The following is a 17,595-nucleotide window of genomic DNA, read 5'->3' as shown; positions in this document are numbered from 1 at the left end:
GCGGGCGGTGCACCGCCCGCTCGCCTCCTTGCAGGCCAGCGCCGGGAACAGGGCCGTCGCCACGGCGATCCAGCGCGCGGCGGCCACGCAGGAGAAGGCCGCGGGCGCGAGCCGGACGCAGGCCGGGACGGAGAGACCGGAGCCGGCCACGAACGCCGTGCGCCCCGTGGTCGCGGCGCCTGGGACCGAGCGTGCGCCGACGGAGCGGCAGCAGGACGGCGCCGAGGCCCGGGACAACCACTCCGGGGACAAGGGCTCCGGGAGCAAGGACTCCGGGAACCAGGGCGGAGACAAGGACTCCGGGGACGGGGGCTCCGGGAGCAAGGGCCCCGAGGACAGGGCGAAGAAGCTCAAGGACGGCGTCGGGGACGCGGCGCGGGAGCGGGCGGACGCCGAGGCCGAGGTGTGGGACCTGACCGTGGCGGCGGCCGCGGCGCATGGCCGGGCGGCCGAGGCCGACGGCAGGGCCACCATGTCGAGGAACGCGGCAGAGGACGCGCGGTCGAAGCGGGAGCAGGCCGAAGGCGAGGAACGTGAGTGGACGCTGAAGGCCGATGACGCCCAGCAGCGGCGTGAGGAGGCCGAACGCGACGTGCTGACACGGATCGACGCCGAGGCCGCCGCGGAGGGACGGACGGAGGAGGCGCGGCAGCGGGCCGACGAGGCCAAGGCCGAAGTGCAAAGGCGCCGGGCGGAGGCCGAGGAGGCCAAGGCCGAGGTGCGAAGGCGCCGGGCGGAGGCCGAGGAGGCGGAGCGGGCGGCGACCGAGGCCGCGGCCGCGGCGGAGAGGTACCGCAAGGAGGCCGAGCAGGCGGAGGAGGCCGCCGCCGAGGCCAAGAAGAAGGCGAAGGCCTGTCAGGAGCGGGTCGACGACCTGGTGGAGAAGACCGCGCGGGCCGAGGCCGAGGTGAGGGAACGGGCACGGGCCGAGGCCGAGGCGCAGAAGCGGGCGAAGCAGGCCGCGGAACACGCGCTGGCCGAGGCGCGGGCCGCTGACATGGCGGCGCGAAAAGCCGTGGAGCGGGCGGCCGGGGCCGAGGCGACGGCGAGGCAGCGGACGGAGCAGGCCCGGACCGCGGACGAGGAGTGGGAGAAGGCCGACAGCACGGCGAAGAAGTGCGCCGAGGCCCTGTCGGACGCCGACCACCGCTCCGAACGCGCCGATGCCACGATGCGGGAGCGGACCGGGGAACTGGCGGTCGCGACGCGGCGGCGTCAGGAGGCGCAAGGCGAGCTGGAGGCGTGGAGATCGGCCGAGGCCGAGGCGCGAGGCAAGGTGGAGCAGGCCGGGGAGGCGAGGCGGGAGCACGAGAGGACCCAGGCCGACGCGGAGGAGAGGGCGCGCACGGCCGGAGCGCAGGCGGAGGGCCATTGGCGGGCGGTCAGGGACGCGCGGCACCGGGCGGCCGCCGCGGCGCGGCGGCAGTTGGCGGCGGGCGGCGTCGAGACCTCGGCACGGACGGCCATGGCCACGGCGAAGAAGGAGGCGGCCGAAGCGGCCGAGCAGGCCGCGCGGTCGCAGGAGGCCGCGCAGTCCGGCACCGGCAAGAAGGGCATGAGGGAACGGGTCAAGCAACTCCCCGCCAAGGTCAAGGCAGTGCTCGACGTGCCCGACACGCTGAACCTCCGCCTCACCTCGCCGGTCGGAGGAGGCGTCCGGACCGAAGCCACGCGGGACAACGACATCACGAAGCTGGTCGGGACCGCGCAGCAGGGGCAGTTCGAGACGGGCATGAACGCCATGGCGACCGGCTTCAACCTCACGACGGACCTCCAGGGTCTCGCGGCCGGGCTCAAGAAACACAAGGGAACAGGACCGGATTCCCACCAGGCGAGGAAGGACGTGCGGGGGAAGTCCGCAGGCGCGGCCACGAACGTCACCATGGGGGTCGGCGACGTGTCGAAGATCGTCGACAACGCGGCGCGGAACGCGGGCACCACGGGCGGGCTGACGGCTCTCGGGCACGTCTCCGGCGACGCCACCGTGGTGTTCTCCACGGTCATCGCCGCCCGGGACGGCAAGGCCATCGCGAACGCCGTCGAGAAGCGCCGGAAACTCGAGGCACGCCTGGCGGACGTGAAGCCCACGCACGCGGGCAACCTCCAGGCGCTGCTCCACGACCTGGGCTCGGCGAGTGCGGAACTCGCGCGGCACAGTGCGGACCTGGGCACCGGGCAGGAGGACCAGAGCGAGAAGACGATCGCGGACATCGGTGTCCTCAAGCAGAGGATCGACGACTACCGGAGCACGCTGCTGGCCCACCTCGCCTTCCTCAAGGACTACGCGGTGCGCAAGCAGAACCGCAAGATCTTCAAGCGCGGGGCCAACCTGGGCGGCAACGTGGTGCGCATCGCGGGAGCCACCCTGTCGATCGCGGCTCTCTCCGGGGCCACCCTCGGTGTCGCCCCGGCGGTCGTCGGGGGTCTGGGAGCGGGAGTCCTGGGTCTCATCGCCGCCTGGAAGGGAGGCAGGAAGGGCCGCAAGCGCGTCGAGGTGATGCGGCACCCCAAGCGGTGGGCGCGGACCACTCTGGCGCAGGACGAGACCGAGAGCACCGAGGTCACCGCGCAGGGCACCGAGAACGAGCACGCTCAACACACCGAGAACGCACCGAACTCCGAGAACGCACCGAACCCTGAGAACGCGCCGAGCCCCGAGAACGCGCCGAGCCCCGAGAACATCCAGGGCACCGACACCTCCCAGGACGTCTCGGCGGACGAGACCGGTGACCTCCGGAAGCGGGCCGCGGTCCTGGAGTTCGTGAAGGTGCTGAAATCCATCGAACAGGGTGAGCGTCAACGCATGGCGCAGGAGCTCTACGCGCTCGCGGCCGGGCCGGCCGTCCCGGCGAGCCGGCACGTTCCCCGTGACATCCGCGAGCTGACGCGCGGCATGCTCAAGGAACTCAAGTGCGGCCCCGACAAGCACGAGCAGACGGAGAAGGAGTGGGCGGCGTCGCTCGACGATCCCGACCTGCAGAGGGAATGGGAAGGGTCGATCGCCAAGCAGCTCGCCTCCTGAGCGGGCCCGCGCCGGCGGACCCTGCCCCCACGACTGCCCTTGAGGCCGTTGCGGCAGGGGGTACCGCGGGGTACACCTGTCAGGAGCCACACCTACGTGCCGAATACAGCGTCCCTCAAGGAGTGTCGTGCGCGCACACGGAGCACAGCCCGCCCGACAGGCCGGCGAGCAGAGCACGGCCGGTCGTCCCGGCGCCCCGGGCGGTGCCACCGCCCGGATGCTGTCCCTCCAGCGGCTGGCCGGGAACGCGGCGGTGGCCCGGGCCGTCCAGCGGTCCCGGCACGAGCACGGCCCCGGGTGCGGCCACGCGGGCCCGGAGGCGGACGTGCAGCGCAGCGTGGACCTGGAGTCGCCCGAAGTCGCCGAGTCGCGGGTGTCGGTGAACGACGCGATCAACACCCCCCACAAGCCGCTGCCGGCGCACATTCAGCGGACCGCGGAGCAGGCGTACGGGAGGAGCTTCGGGAACGTCAAGGTGCACGACAACGCGTTGGCGCAGGAGTCCGCGAAGAACCAGGGCGCGGACGCCTACACCACCGGCGAGCACATCGTCGTCCGGCCCGAAGCCATGGACGACGCGAAGTATCTCCACGAGACCCACCACACCGTCCAGCAGTCCCTGGGCAAGGTGGCCGGCACCGACAACGGGTTCGGGGAGTCCGTCTCCAGCCCGGACCACCCCGAGGAGATCGAGGCCGCGGCGGTAGGCGCGCACCTGGCCCGGGGTGGCTTCTTCTAGCGGCTGAACTGCCCGTTCGGGCAGTCGACTCTGCCCCAGGTCCTGCGACAGCGGACGCGGGCTTCTCTATCGTCGTGGTGTGAGCCTCTGGACCTCTCTTGAGCCCGCTTCCGCCACCGTGGATCCCGGCAGCAGCACGCGCGTACGGCTGCGGGTGCGCAACACGGGTGACGTGGTCGATGAGTACCGGTTCGAACCGGTCGGGGACCTGGCGCCGTGGACGGTGATCGAGCCGCCGACGATGCGCCTGTACCCGGGCACGACGGGGACGGTGGAGCTGACGTTCTCCCCGCCGCGTACGCCGGACGCGACGGCGGGTCCGAACCCGTACGGGGTGCGGATCACGCCGACGGAGCATCCGGACGCGGTGACGGTTCCCGAGGGGAATCTGACGATCACCCCGTTCACCGAGGTGCGTGCCGAGCTGGTGCCGACGACGGTGAAGGGCCGGTTCCGTGGGAAGCCGCGGCTGGCGGTGGACAACCTGGGCAATACGAAGGTGACGGCGTCGATCGCCGGCACCGACCAGGGCGACCAGCTCTCCTACGACCTGCACCCGGCGAACGTGCAGATCGAGCCGGGGCGTGCCGCGTTCGTCAAGGGCACGCTGCGGCCCAAGCAGACGATCTGGTTCGGGTCCAAGGAGGAGCGGCCCTACGCGCTCACCCTGCAGCGCTCGGGCGTGGAACCGCTGGAGGTGCCGGGCACGTTCGTCCAGCGTGGTTTCCTGCCGCGCTGGCTGGCGACCTTCCTCAGTGTCTTCATGGCCCTGGCGATCGCGTTCGTGCTGATCTGGATCGCCTACAAGCCCCAGGTGCGCACCGCCGCCACCGAGTTGACCGACGAGGCCGGTGTCGCGCTGGCCCCGAGCCCGAGTGCGACGCAGGAGCTGGCCGCGCCCAGCGTGGCGGCCGAGTCGCCCGAGGCGCAGGCCGGTCAGCCGGAGTCCGGGGAGTCGCAGGACACGGGCGCCGGCGGCGGCGGTGGCGGTGGCGGTGGCGGTGGGGCGTCGCCGTCCGCGACGAAGGAGGCGGAGGCGAGCGTCGTGCCCGCGCAGAACATCATGCTGCGCAACACCACCAGCGACATGTGCGCCGAACTCCCCGGCCGTGACAAGGGGACGACCGACGGGCCCGTCCAGCAGGCCGTGTGCGCCGCCGGCGACCAGGACAACCAGATGTGGAACCTGGAGGTGGTGTACCCGAAGGGCGGCCCCGGCGGGACGAAGCTCTTCCAGATCCGCAACACCAAGGACCAGTACTGCATGGACCTGCCGGACCACGTGGCCGCCGCCTCCGGCACGCCGGTCACGGAGTTCACCTGCGACAGCATCGACAGCACCGACAACCAGCTGTGGTGGGTCGACAAGCAGGAGAGCGGCGACTACTGGATCCGCAACGTCGCCAGCGACAACCTGTGCCTCGCCGTGGAGGGCACCGGCACCGAACTCTTCGCCAAGCTGAACATCTCCGAGTGCACCAACATCGGCGACGAGGAATGGAAGATCATCAAGCCGACGGCGGAGTGAGTCACCAGGCTCCCTCGCCGGGCACCAGGCGCCCCGCCTTGCGGTACTCGCGGCGGGCGCCTTCCAGCAGGTCGGCCGCCGTCACCGCGGAGCCGCGCCCGGCGGCGAGGTAGGCGGCGGTCACCACGGCGCTGCGGATCGAACCGCCCGCCAGCTCGAACTCCTTGGCCAGCGGCGCCACGTCGACGTTCTCGACGGTCGGTACGTGCTTCAGCCCGTGCCGCCACAGCGCGAGGCGCTGCTCGGGGTCCGGGAACGGGAAGTCGACGACCAGGTCGAGCCGGCGGGTGAACGCCTCGTCGATGTTGGCCCGCAGGTTGGTGGTGAGCAGCGCGATCCCGTCGAACGCCTCCAGGCGCTGGAGCAGGTAGGCGCTCTCCATGTTGGCGTACTTGTCGTGCGCGTCCTTGACCTCGCCGCGCTTGCCGAAGACGGCGTCCGCCTCGTCGAAGAGGAGCACCGCGTCGGTCCGGTCGGCCTCGGAGAAGATCCGCTCCAGGTTCTTCTCGGTCTCGCCGACGTACTTGTCCACGACCGAGGAGAGCTGGACGACGTAGAGGTCCAGGCCGAGATCGGCCGCGACGACCTCCGCCGACAGGGTCTTGCCGGTGCCGGACTCGCCCGCGAACAGGCCGAGGACGCCCCGGCCGCGTCCGCCGCCCGCGCTGAGCCGCCAGTCGCCGAGGACCCGGTCGCGGTGACGGGCGCGCAGCGCCAGTTCGCGCAGCTGGGTCAAGGGGTTCTCGGGCAGGACCAGGTCCCCCCAGTCCACGTCCGGGCGGATGCGCCGGGCGTGCTGTTCCAGGCCCGAGGCCGACTGCTGGCGGGCGGCGAGGCGCAGGTGGCCGGCGCCGACCGGGGTGCCGTCGAACGCGGCGAGCGCCCGCGCGGCCCGGGCGGCGCGCACCACGCGCTCCCCGCCGAGGTGGTACGGGGCGACGGTGGTGGCCAGGTCCAGGCCGGGGTCGGTGCCGTCGGCGGGACCGAGCGCCGCCGACCAGGTGTCCACCGCGCCCGTGCGCCGGGCGGGCGCCTCCAGGACCAGCGGGTCCCGCTCGCACCACTGGGGGTCGTAGGGGCCCTGCGAGGTGATCAGGACCGGTACGTCCGGGGCGGCGGTCAGCGCGCGCACCAGGGCCTCCGGCTTCTCCGGGAGCCCGGTCAGGACGACCGCCCGGCCGGTCAGCCGGGCCTCGCGCAGCAGGTCGGGGACGCGGTCCTCGGGGCCGGTGAAGTGCAGCGCCGGGACGCCCGCGGCGTGCAGGGCGGCCGTCACGCAGGCCAGGCCGTCGCCCTCGCGGCGTTCACGGACGTAGGCGGTGAGCGGGGCGTCGGCGAGCAGCGCGGCCAGCCGGCGCACGAACACGGCGTCCGGTGCCTCCGCGCCGTCCCCGCCCTCGTCGCCGTACGGCACGACGGGCGCCGGCAGGGCGCGGATGTGCCCGGCGAGCGCGGCGTCCGGGGTGTCGTCGCCCAGCAGGTGGGACGCCAGCCGGTCGGGGACCCGCAGGGAGCGGCTGAGGAAGGGGCGTTCGGGCTCCTCCAGCACCAGCAGGCCGAGCGCGGTCAGCGGCGCCGAGGGGTGCAGCCGGGCCCGGGCCGCCGCGTCGTGCACCGGCAGCCCGCACAGCTCCAGGGCGAGGGCGACGGTGGCGCGGCGGCGGCTGACGTCGTCGTTGAGGTAGCCGTACAGCGACTCGAAGGCGCGGTCCAGGTCCGGGGCGAGGGCGATGAGCAGGACGGCGGCGTCCGTGTCGGTGAGCCCCAGCCGGGCGGCCAGCGCGTCCAGCGGGTCGCCGGGCGCGGCGTGCGTGAGCGGCGTGACCGGCGGGGTCGCGGCCGGGGTCGGGCCGGGGGCGTCGGGGGCTGCCGCCGGGGCCGGGCCGAGGCCGGCGGGGCGGGCCAGCAGGTGCCGTACCGCGTCCTCGGAGAGGTACAGGCCGCGCAGCGGGTCGTCGGCCGTGGGGTCGGCCGCCGCGCGGTGCTCGACCAGCGCGGCCACCCGTTCCCGGAGCCGGGCGAGCCGGTCCAGCAGAGCGGCCGGGGAGAGCGAGGGAGCGGCCGCCGCCGGGGTGGGGGAGGCCGGCGGGGTGGAGAGGGTCATGACCGTTCGTCGTCCTGTTCCGGGGCGTTCCGGGGGCGCCGCGCGCGTTTGGTCATCGCGACCTGCCGCGGCCGGTGGGCCCGTTCGTCCGTGAGGCGCTCGGTGCGGTCGGCCCAGTCGGCCGTACCGCTGTCGTAGCCCCGGACCCGCACCGCCGCGCCCTCGGTGACCGGCGGTCCGGCGTCGTACTCGCGGAAGGCCGGGAAGGGCGCGGTGATCACGACGTCCAGGGACGGCTTCAGCTCGCCGCCGAGCGCGGACCAGATCTCGGCCAGCGAGCGGGCCTCCGTCTGGTGACCGGCCAGCACCACCTGGACCGTCAGCCCCAACTCGCCCAGCGAACCGGGGAGCTGAGCGGGAAGGATCGTCTCGCGCGGGATCAGCGTCGCCATCACCGCGGACAGCAGCCGGTGTTCGTCGCGCGGCTGCTTGGTCCAGGCGGTGACCAGGTAGGCCAGCCGGAACCAGCGGACCGGCGTACGGCGCTTGATCACCAAGTCGTTCTCGTCGTGCACGGGGATCTGGCCGCGGTGGCGCCGGGAGAGGTCCTCGCGGATGTCGTACAGATAGGCGTTGATGCCCGGCCCGTTGCGCCGGGCCGCCCAGTCACGGGTCGGGGCGTCGAAGGAGACGTCGATGCCGGAACCGGCCAGTGACCCACTGCCGAGCAGGTCCTTGAGGACCTCGTCCACCTCGTGGATCACCGTCGTGCTCCTGCCTCGCCCGCTCGCTGTGCCGTTCCGTCACCCGGTCGCCGGACACGATGGTGCCCGGCGGGCCGCCCGTACCGCACGCGCGGCGGGGACGGGGACCGGGCAGCGGGTGCTGCCCGGGAGTCCGCCTTCGATTGCCCGTTCGGTCAGATGTAGCCTTCCCTGAGGGCATAGGCCACGGCGTGCGCCCGGTTGCGCAGATGCAGGCGCGTGGTCAGGCCGTGCATCACGTTCTTGACCGTGCGTTCGGAGTAGGACAACTTGCTGGCGATCTCACCGGTGTCGAGTCCCTCGGCCACCAGCCGCAGCACGTCGACCTCGCGCGCCGCGAGGCCCAGGGAGGGAGAGCCGGCCCGGCCCGCCGCTCCCCGGTGCAGCGTGCCGACCTGGTTGATGAGCCGGCCGAGCAGATCCGAGGGCAGATCGCCGTCGCCCCGGGAGGCAGCGAGCACTGCCTGCACGAGGCGGTGGTCGGTGGCCTCCCGGCGCCAGACGATGGCCCCGACGCCGCACTCGATGACGTCCAGCAGCTCGTTCTCGCGGATCGTGCCCACCACGAGCACGGCGCGGGCGCCCTCGCTGCGCACGAGCCGGCGCAGCCGGGTGAGCCCGGCCTCGTCGAGCGCGTCCTCGATCAGCAGGGCGACCGTGCCGGGACCGGTCTCCTCGCGCAGCTCGATCTCCGGGTGCCGGCGCAGCTGGCTGATCGCGCCCTCGCGGCTGATCGGGTCCGGAGCGGTGACCGACACGGGTGTCCTGCGCCCGGTGCCGGCCGTGCGGCCGGTGTCTGTGGTCCGGGGTGAGTTGAGCAACCGTTTCCCCCAAGTTCACGTGTCCGCACGTCCGGTGAGGGGCGGAGGCGGATGGGCGTACTCCACACTTCTGTGTCTGCCGTGACGCACGCAATCGTGGAGCACCACGAGGTACACCACGAGACCAGCCCGCGAACTCTCGGAGTCGCTCCGGAAGGCCAACGTCACCGCAGGCCAGCGGTGTTCACGGGCGGCGGCCGGTCTCCGGGCCGCCGGGCGCGCACCGTGGTGAGCCTCGCCACAGCGAGGCGGCGACCACGCAACCCGAACCACCCCACCCCGTCCTACAGGCCGAGGCGCACCGTCCACCCCGGGAGGCAGCCATGATCCGACCGCTGTGCGAACGCGACGACGCGCACGCGCTGATCGCGGCCGCGACCGAGCGCGCCCGCGCCGGAACCGGCCGCCTCGTCCTGCTGCGCGGCGCCACCGGCACCGGCCGCACCGCCGTCCTGGAGGCCGCGGCCGAGCACGCCGAGGCCCGCGGACTGAAGGTGCTACGAGTGCACTGTTCCCCGCAGGACAGCGACGTACCCTTCTCGGCGGTCCGGGAATGCCTCAGCCATGTACCGGACTTCGCGGAACCGGACCCCGGCCGCGACGACCGGGAGACCGCCGTGCGGCTGTGGCGGTGCCTGTGCGCGTACGCCGCCGAGTCGCCGGTGATGGTCACCGTCGACGACGTCCACCTGGCCGACTCCGCCTCCCGCCGCTGGCTGGTCGAGGCGGCCCGCCGGGTCGGCCGGTTACCGATTCTGCTGGTCGCCACCGAGCGCAGTCAGTACGACGTGGAGCCGGGACCGCCCGGACTCACGCACGCCCTGCCCCCCTCCCTGGTCAGCGTCCACACCCTCGCCCCGCTCGGCGACATCGCCGCGGCGGCGCTGCCGCGTGCCGCGTTCCCGGCGGCCGGCCCCGACTGGACGGCGGAGTGCGTCCGCGCCGGCGCGGGCAGCCCGCTGCTGTTGCGCGCCCTGCTGGAGGACCTGGGCGGTACGGGGTCCGGGGACGGGGGTACGGCGTACGGGGACCGGGGGACGGCGTACGGGGAGTTGCCGTCGGCCGGCCCGCGGGGGGAGGCGTACGGGGAGTCGCCGTCGGGCGATGTGCGGGGGACCGTGGCCGGGGAGTCGCCGTCGGCCGGTGTGCGGGGGACCGTGGCCGGGGAGTCGCCGTCGGCCGGTGTGCGGGGGACCGTGGCCGGGGGGTTGCCGCCTGCCGGCCCGCGGGGGACCGCTGCTGGGGAGGTGCCGTCGGCCGGCCCGCAGGGTACGGCGTACGGGGAGTTGCCGCCTGCCGGCCCGCGGGGGACCGCAGCTGGGGAGGTGCCGTCGGCCGGCCCGCAGGGTACGGCGTACGGGGAGTTGCCGTCGGCCGGTGTGCGGGGGACCGTGGCCGGGGAGTCGCCGTCGGCCGGTGTGCGCGGGACCGCCGCCGGGGGGTTGCCGCCTGCCGGCCCGCACGGGACCGCTGCCGCGGAGGCGCCGTCGGTCGCCGCCCGGCGTGCCACTGCCGGGGAGACGTCACCTGTCGGTCTCGGCGCCGTTCCCTCCCGGCAGTTGCCGCAGCCCGTGCCGGACAGCTGTGCCGCGCTGTACCCGGGCGCCTACCCGGCCGCCGTCTCCTGGTGGCTGGAGAACGCCGGGACGGCCACCGCCGAGGTGGCCCGCGCGCTGGCCACCCTGGAACAGGCCTGGACGACGGAGACCACCGAGGACCCGGCCGGCCTGCTCGCCGAGGCGACCGGCACCGACCCGGCCCGGGTCGCGGGCTGGCTCACCGCGATGACCCGGCTCGGCCTGCTCCGCCCCGACCTCGCAGGACGCCCCCGCTACGCCCACCCCCTGCTGCGCGACGCCGTGCTCACCGGCTGGCCCACCGCGCGGCGGGAGCGGGCCCACCGGGTGGCGGCGGAGGCGATGCTGCGCCGCGGCGGCCGGGTCGAGGCGGTCGCCCGGCACCTGGTGCGCACCCCGGCCGTCGGCCTGCCCTGGGCGCTGCGCGTGCTGCGGGACGCGGTGACCGCCGCCGTCGACGAGTCCCGCCCCGAGGACGCCGTCGCCTATCTGCGCCGGGCCCTGGAGGAGCCGGTCGCCGACGACCTCCGCCAGCGCATGCTGACCGAGCTGGGCTCCCTGGAGTACGCCGCCGCCGACGCCCCCACGGCCATCGCCCGCCTCGGCGAGGCCCTGCACCTGCCCGCCGCCCCCCGCGACCGGGCCCGCACCGCCATCGCCCTGGGCACCGCCCTGGCCGGCCGCGGCGAGGTCGGTACCGCCCTGGGCGTACTGCGCCGCACCGAGGGCCACCTCACCGGGCACCCGGGCCTGGCCCGTACCGTGCGGACCGCCTCCGTGCTGCTGTCCGACCACGACGACGCGCGGCGCCAGGACGCGTACCGCCGGCTGAGCGAGTCCGCCGCCCGCTCCCCGGAGACGGCCGGCACCGCCGGGCGGGCCCTGCTCGTCCGGTACGACGCGACGGCCGGGCGGATCTCCGCCGACGAGGCGATGAAGCGGATACGGGAGCTGCTCGCGGAACCCGGCGACCCGCTCTCCGAACCGTTCCTGCTGGGCACCGCCGCCACCGTCGCCCAGTGGGCCGACGAACTCGACGAGGCCGAACGGCTGGTGGAACGCGGCCTGGCCGGACAGCGCCTGTCCCTGCTGCACCCGATGCGGCACGCCCTGCTCGCCGCCCGCGCCGGCATCGCCGCCGCCCGCGGCGACCACGCGGCGCTGCTCGCCCACCTCACCGACGACACCGCCCGGCGCGCCCCGTGGGCCCGCGGCACCCCGTTCGACACCGACGCGCACGCCCTGCTGGCCCTCGTGCACACCGGCCGCCTGGAGGAGGCGCGGCGCTTCGCCGACGGCTTCGACCTGCGGCAGGACCTCGGCTCCTGGGAGCTGAACCGGTTCCTGTACGCGCGCGGCGCGCTGCGGGCCGCCACCGGCGACCACGCGGGTGCCCTCCACGACTTCCTGGAGTGCGGACGCCGCCAGTCCGGCCGCGAGGTGCTGAGCCCCGTCGTCACCCCGTGGCGCACGGCGGTCGCCGAGTGCCGGCTCGCCCTGGGCCGCACCCGGGAGGCGCTGGACCTCGCGACGGAGGAACTGCGCCTGGCCCGGGTGTGGAACACGCCCCGCACGGTGGGCCGGGCGCTGCGGGTACTGGGCACCGCGACCGGCGGACGGCACGGCCTGGAACTGACCGAGGAGGCGGTACGGGTCCTGCGGGACGCGCCGGCCGACACCGGCATGGAGCTGGCCGAGGCACTGCTCGCCCGGGGCCGCCAGCTCATCGACGCCGGCGAACGCGTCCGCGCCCGCGCCCTGCTGCGGGAGGCCGCCGAACGCGCCGAGGACAAGGGCGCCCTCAGGCTGCGCGCCCTGGCCTGGGCGGCCCTGCGCGACGGCGGCGCCCGCCGGACCGGCACCGACCGCACCGGCAGCGACGCCCTGACCGGCAGCGAACGCCGGATAGCGGAACTGGCGGCGGACGGCCGCACCAACGCGGAGATAGCCGACCTGCTCCACCTGGCCCGCCGCACCGTGGAGACCCACCTCACCAGCGCCTACCGCAAGCTGCGGATACGCCGCCGGGTGGAACTGCGCGCGGTCCTCGAACCCCAGGGGCAGGGCCAGGGCCGACGGGACTGACCCCGGCGGCGGCCATCAGCCCCCGTCCGTCCGCCGGCCCTCGACGACGCCCGGACGACGCCCGGACGACGACGCACCAGACGGGCGACCTCCAGCCCCTCGGCCCCCACCGGTCCAGCCGGCCGGCCAGGCTAGCGCCGGGGGCGCCCGTCGGCCGTCTGCTCCGCCGCCGCCGGACCGGCCGGAGCACCGCGCCCGGGCGCCCGCGCCGTCACCAGCACCCCCGCCACCACCCCCGCCAGCAGCATCACCCCGGCCGCCACCCAGATGGCCACCGTGTAGCCGTGCACGATCCCCTCCCGCAGCACCAGCGCCCGCCGCGAGGGATCGGTCAGATGCGCCTCGACGTAGGACGTACTGCTGGTCGTGGCGATGGTGTTGAGCAGGGCCGTCCCGATCGAACCCCCCACCTGCTGCGCGGTGTTCACCGTCGCCGACGTCACCCCGGAGTCCCGCGCGGCGATCCCCGCCGTGGCGGTCGCGAACACCGGCATGAAGGTCAGGCCCATGCCGAGCCCCATCAGGACCAGCGCCGGCAGGACCTCGGCGGCGTACTCCGAGCGCACGGTGATCCGCGTCAGGATCACCATCCCGCCCGCCGCCAGGACCATCCCCGGCACCATCAGCGCCCGCGGCGGCACGTGCTGCAGCAGCCGCGCGGAGATCTGCGTCGACCCGACGATGATCGCCGCGGTCAGCGGCAGGAACGCCAGCCCGGTCTTCAGCGGCGAGTAGCCCAGGACGACCTGGAGGTAGTACGTCATGAAGAGGAACAGGCCGAACATGCCGATGACCGCGAGCGCCATCGTCAGGAAGCAGCCCGCGCGGTCGCGGTCCCGCACGATGTGCAGCGGCAGCAGCGGGCTCGGCGCCCGGCTCTGCCACAGCACGAACGCCACGAGGAGTACGACGGCGGCGGCGAACAGCGCCAGTACCAGCGCGTCGGTCCAGCCCCGCGCCTCCGCCTCGCTGAAGCCGTGGACCAGCGCCACCAGGCCCCCGCAGCCCAGCAGCGCGCCGGGGACGTCGAGCCGGGCGTCCGTGCGCCCGGGGGGCCGGTCGTGGAGGAGGGCGAGGGCGCCCAGTACGGCCACGGCGGCGATGGGGACGTTGACGTACAGGCACCAGCGCCAGTTCAGGTACTCGGTGAGCACCCCGCCGACGATGAAGCCGATCGCGGAGCCGCTGCCCGCCAGCGCCCCGTAGATGCCGAACGCCTTGCCGCGTTCCTTGGGATCGGTGAACGTCGTCGTCAGCAGCGACAGCGCGGAGGGGGCGAGGACGGCGGCGAAGACGCCCTGGAGGGCGCGGGCCGCGAAGAGCATCCCCGGGCCGCCGGCCGCGCCGCCGATCGCCGAGGCGACGGCGAACCCGATCAGCCCGGTCACGAAGCTCCGCTTGCGGCCGGCGAGGTCGGAGATCCGCCCGCCGAGCAGCAGCAGCCCGCCGAAGGCGAGGGTGTAGGCGGTGATCACCCTCCCCCACTGCCTCAAAGGCGTGGGGGGACCCCCAGCCGGTTCCCGTCCGACATCCCCAGGTCGTGCTGGGCGGAGGGCAGCGCGATGTTCACGATCGTCGCGTCGAGGACGACCATCAGCTGGGCCAGCGCGATCACGACCAGGGCCCACCAGCGCCGGGGATCGGTGGCCGAGTGGACGGCTTCCTGACTCGTCCGGGCGGAAGTCACCCGGACAGGACACCACGGATCGGGGCGTTCCGCACCCAGGCGCCGGCGGTACGGGTCAGGGTTCCAGGACCACCTTCCCCACCGTCCCCCGCGTCTCCAGGGCCCGGTGCGCCGCGGCGGCCTCGGCGAGCGGGAACCGCTGGACGGCCGGGCGGAGCCGGCCCTCGGCGGCCTCGGTGAGGGCGTGCAGTTCCAGGGTGCGCAGCGGGTCGGGGCCGCCCGCCCGCGCCAGCATCGCCGGGCCCAGCACCTGCTCGGAGACCCCCTCGACGAGGTAGGGCCCGCCGTCCCGTATCCCCTCCCCCGACCAGCCGAAGACCAGGTGCCGGCCACCCGGCCCGAGCAGCGCGACCGCCTCGCGGGCCACGTCGCCGCCGACGCCGTCGAAGACCACGGTGGCCGCCCGGCCGCCGAGGCGGGAGCGGACCTGGGCCGGCCAGTCCGGCAGCGTGTAGTCGACGGCGAGCGAGGCGCCGTTCGCCGCCACCCGGGCCACCTTCTCCGGGCCGCCCGCCAGTCCGATCACCGTGGCGCCGGCGTGCCGCGCGTACTGGGTGAGCAGGGTGCCGATGCCGCCCGCGGCGGCCGGGATCACGGCCACCGACTCCGGGCCCAGCTCGGCGAACCGCACGATCCCCATCGCCGTACGGCCCGTGCCGATCATCGCGACGGCCTCGGCGAAGTCCAGCCGGTCCGGGATCTCGTGCGGGCGGCCCGCGTCGACCACGGCCAGCTCGGCGTAGCCGCCGGGCGCGAACCCGAGGTGCGCGACGACCCGCCTGCCCACCCACTCCGCCGCCACCCCGTCCCCCACCGCGTCGACCACGCCCGCGACCTCGCGGCCCGGCACGGTGGGCAGTACGGGCAGGGCGGGCGCCGGGCCCCGCTCGCCCTCGCGCAGGGCGGTGTCCAGCAGGTGGACGCCCGCGGCGCGTACGGCGATCCTGACCTGGCCGGGGCCCGGCTCGGGGTCCGGGACCCGCTCGTAGGTGAGGTTCTCGGCCGGGCCGAAGGCGTGCAGACGGATGGCGTGCATGGGGTCCCCTCGATGCGGTGCGAAGCCGTGTCGTGCCGAGCCCCAGCCAACGGCCTCAAGCGTGCTTGAGGTCAAGTTCCCGCAGCCCGAGCGCCAGCGACACCGCCGTCAGCGCGCTGTTGAAGGACACCTCCGACAGCAGCCCCGGGGCCGCCACCTGGTCGCCCGCCAGGTACACCCCGTCGCCCCGGTCGACGGCGGGCCGGTCCCGCCAGGTGCTGCCGGGCGGGTCGACCGCGCCGGTACGGCCCCGCGCCACGGCCTCCCGCCGCCAGGTGACCCGCTCCCGCCACCCCGGGAACCCCAGGTCGAGCAGTTCCTCGGCCCGCGCGACCCCGGCCGCCTTCGGCTCGTCCGGCGCGATCGGGAACTGCCCCTGGATCAGTTGCTCGCCCGCCGGTGCCAGCGTCCGGTCCTGGGCGGTGAACCGCTCGATCCACCCCGGCGCGTCCAGGTCGGACACCGCGAACGCGTCCCCGCGCCGCGTCCGTACGGCGACGTCGACCAGGGCGGTGCGTCCGCTCGGCCAGGTCAGCGTGTCGTCCCCGAGCAGCCGGCGGGCGGCGTCGAGGGAGGTGGCGACGACGACCGCGTGGTCCTCCGGGAGGGTGTCGACGCGGGAGCCGGTCTCGATCCGTACCCCGAGGTCCCAGGCGCGGGCGGCCATCCGGTCGATCAGCGCGGACCAGCCGCCGCGCGGGTAGTGCGCCTCGGGCGGCAGCTTGGCGGCCCGCCGCAGCCGTTCCCGTACGAACGCGGCGGACAGCGAGCCGGGATCGTGGTGGAAGAGCGCGACCGCGCAGTAGTGGGCGGCGGCCCGCGCCCCGTCCTCCCCGACGGCACCGGTGGCCCAGGTCAGGAAGTCCACGTCGACGGGGGCCGGGCCCGCGCTCCGCCGCAGCAGCCTCAGCAGCGCGAGCGGCGGGGTACGGCGCAGCGCGCCCCGGTGCCGGAACCGGAGCCGGGTCCCCTCCAGCGGCGGGATCGGAGCGAGCGGGCCGATGAGGCCGCGCTCGCGCAGCCAGGTCCAGTGCGGGCCGCCGTTGTAGAGGGCGTGCGGGCCCTCGTTGGTCCGGTACGGCCCCTCGGCGGTCCGGGCCCGGCCGCCGAGGGTGTGGTGGGCCTCGTGCACGGTGACCCGGGCGCCGGCCTCGGCGGCGGAGACGGCCGCGGTCAGCCCGGCGAAGCCGCCGCCGACGATGGTGATGCGGTGCATGGGCGTCCTCCCTTCCCTTTTCACTCTCCCCTTACGACGCCCGGGGCGCCCGGGATGTGACAGGGCGTTGTCAGTGGCGGCGTGCAGGATGGGGGGCATGGCGAGGCAATCGGCGGGCGGTACGGGCAGTACGGGCGATACGGGTACGGGGACGGGGGCGCAGGTGAAGGCGGCGCGGCGGCCCGGGATACGGCTGCCGGCCCTGGCGGAGTACGACGGCGGGGGACTGGAGCCGGACGGGGACTACGACGGGCTGGACGTGCGGGACGCCGACCTCGCCGGGCAGGACGGCGCGGGCGCCCGCTTCATGGACTGCGCCCTGACCGGCTGCGCGCTGGACGGGACGTCGCTGCCCAGTGCCCGGCTGCTGGACTCGGTCCTCACCGGCGTACGCGGTGTCGGCACCGACCTCTCCGGGGCCACCCTGCGCGATGTCGAGCTGCTCGACGCCCGGCTCGGCGGGACGCAACTGCACGGGGCGGTGCTGGAGCGGGTGCTGATCCGCGGCGGCAAGATCGACTTCCTGAACCTGCGCCGGGCACGGCTCAAGGACGTCGTCTTCGAGGGCTGCGTGCTGGTCGAGCCCGACTTCGGCGGTGCCCGGCTGGAGCGGGTCGAGTTCGTGGACTGCGCGCTGAAGGAGGCCGACTTCAGCGCCGCCGTCCTCGTCGACGTCGACCTGCGCGGGGCCGAGCCGCTGGGGATCGCCCGGGGCGTGGACCGGCTCTCCGGCGCGGTGATCAGCCCCGCCCAGCTGCTGGACCTGGCGCCGGTGCTGGCGGCGGAACTGGGGGTGCGGGTGGTGGCGTAGGGCGCGAGGGGGGGGACCGGGCAGCCCTGGGCGTCTACGGCCCTAGGGCCTGTCGTTTGGATCAGAACGCAGGACACCGGCGGGACTTGTCCATGCCGGTGAGCGGGGTCTGGTGCGTGCAGCTGCAAGGCGGAGGAGGGAGTCGACGCGATGGGGGTCCCCCCGCGCGCGCGCAGCCGAGCGTGGGGGAGTCGGCGAGTGACGACAACGCCGCAGATGCGCGTGCCAGACCCCGCGTCTGCGGCGTGATCCAAACGACAGGCCC

At 74.9% G+C, this 17,595-nt stretch carries 10 protein-coding genes and 1 pseudogene; 5 read left to right on the top strand and 6 right to left on the bottom strand.

Annotated elements, in window-relative coordinates:
• Positions 1-166: 166 nt before the first annotated feature.
• The 3 genes from J7I94_RS36725 to J7I94_RS36715 all read left to right on the top strand — a co-directional run bounded on the left by J7I94_RS36725 (position 167) and on the right by J7I94_RS36715 (position 5,289).
• The gene (locus J7I94_RS36725; RefSeq protein WP_215174531.1) at positions 167-3,022 is read left to right on the top strand and encodes a hypothetical protein; all 2,856 of its coding nucleotides are present in this window, start codon (positions 167-169) and stop codon (positions 3,020-3,022) included.
• A 127-nt stretch (positions 3,023-3,149) separates the two neighbouring features.
• Positions 3,150-3,761, top strand: coding sequence for a DUF4157 domain-containing protein (locus tag J7I94_RS36720; RefSeq protein WP_215174529.1), 612 nt, complete (start codon positions 3,150-3,152; stop codon positions 3,759-3,761).
• A 79-nt stretch (positions 3,762-3,840) separates the two neighbouring features.
• Positions 3,841-5,289: an RICIN domain-containing protein gene (locus J7I94_RS36715; RefSeq protein ID WP_215174527.1), complete on the top strand. Its 1,449-nt coding sequence runs from the start codon at positions 3,841-3,843 to the stop codon at positions 5,287-5,289.
• A gap of 1 nt (position 5,290) precedes the next feature.
• Here J7I94_RS36715 and J7I94_RS36710 read toward each other — a convergent pair whose 3' ends face one another.
• The 3 genes from J7I94_RS36710 to J7I94_RS36700 all read right to left on the bottom strand — a co-directional run bounded on the left by J7I94_RS36710 (position 5,291) and on the right by J7I94_RS36700 (position 8,918).
• The gene (locus J7I94_RS36710; protein WP_215174525.1) at positions 5,291-7,393 is read right to left on the bottom strand and encodes an ATP-binding protein; all 2,103 of its coding nucleotides are present in this window, start codon (positions 7,391-7,393) and stop codon (positions 5,291-5,293) included.
• Positions 7,390-8,097 (bottom strand): DUF4255 domain-containing protein, encoded by a 708-nt coding sequence (locus J7I94_RS36705; protein WP_215174523.1) that lies wholly within the window; start codon positions 8,095-8,097, stop codon positions 7,390-7,392. Before J7I94_RS36705 ends, J7I94_RS36710 begins: the two co-directional genes overlap by 4 nt.
• 155 nt (positions 8,098-8,252) lie before the next feature.
• Positions 8,253-8,918 carry a response regulator transcription factor gene (locus tag J7I94_RS36700; protein ID WP_215174520.1) on the bottom strand — a complete coding sequence of 222 codons (666 nt, stop codon included), beginning with the start codon at positions 8,916-8,918 and terminating at the stop codon, positions 8,253-8,255.
• A gap of 323 nt (positions 8,919-9,241) precedes the next feature.
• Between J7I94_RS36700 and J7I94_RS36695 the strand changes: the two genes are divergently transcribed.
• Entirely contained in the window at positions 9,242-12,580 is a 3,339-nt protein-coding gene (locus J7I94_RS36695) for an AAA family ATPase (RefSeq protein ID WP_215174517.1), read from the top strand.
• A 131-nt stretch (positions 12,581-12,711) separates the two neighbouring features.
• On the opposite strand, the pseudogene J7I94_RS36690 reads toward J7I94_RS36695, so the two are convergent.
• The 3 genes and pseudogenes from J7I94_RS36690 to J7I94_RS36680 form a co-directional block, all read right to left on the bottom strand.
• Positions 12,712-14,174: pseudogene (locus J7I94_RS36690) on the bottom strand (MFS transporter).
• A gap of 148 nt (positions 14,175-14,322) precedes the next feature.
• Positions 14,323-15,303, bottom strand: a complete 981-nt coding sequence (locus J7I94_RS36685) for a zinc-binding dehydrogenase (RefSeq protein ID WP_215174515.1) — start codon at positions 15,301-15,303, stop codon at positions 14,323-14,325.
• A 55-nt stretch (positions 15,304-15,358) separates the two neighbouring features.
• Entirely contained in the window at positions 15,359-16,519 is a 1,161-nt protein-coding gene (locus J7I94_RS36680; protein WP_215174513.1) for an FAD-dependent oxidoreductase, read from the bottom strand.
• A gap of 97 nt (positions 16,520-16,616) precedes the next feature.
• On the opposite strand from J7I94_RS36680, the gene J7I94_RS36675 reads away from it, so the two are divergent.
• Entirely contained in the window at positions 16,617-17,330 is a 714-nt protein-coding gene (locus J7I94_RS36675; RefSeq protein WP_215174511.1) for a pentapeptide repeat-containing protein, read from the top strand.
• The last annotated feature ends 265 nt before the right edge of the window (positions 17,331-17,595 follow it).

The organism is Streptomyces sp. ISL-12, assembly GCF_018614415.1.
Classification (GTDB): Bacteria; Actinomycetota; Actinomycetes; order Streptomycetales; family Streptomycetaceae; genus Streptomyces.
Note: the sequence above shows the minus strand (reverse complement) of the source record. Positions and strands in the feature narration are given on the sequence as shown.

What these genes read in the sequence shown, in the direction of transcription:
- J7I94_RS36710 (WP_215174525.1), bottom strand. Translation starts at nt 7,393, where the DNA reads ATGACCCTCTCCACCCCGCCGGCCTCCCCCACCCCGGCGGCGGCCGCT.
- J7I94_RS36695 (WP_215174517.1), top strand. Translation starts at nt 9,242, where the DNA reads ATGATCCGACCGCTGTGCGAACGCGACGACGCGCACGCGCTGATCGCG.
- J7I94_RS36685 (WP_215174515.1), bottom strand. Translation starts at nt 15,303, where the DNA reads ATGCACGCCATCCGTCTGCACGCCTTCGGCCCGGCCGAGAACCTCACC.
- J7I94_RS36680 (WP_215174513.1), bottom strand. Translation starts at nt 16,519, where the DNA reads ATGCACCGCATCACCATCGTCGGCGGCGGCTTCGCCGGGCTGACCGCG.
- J7I94_RS36675 (WP_215174511.1), top strand. Translation starts at nt 16,617, where the DNA reads ATGGCGAGGCAATCGGCGGGCGGTACGGGCAGTACGGGCGATACGGGT.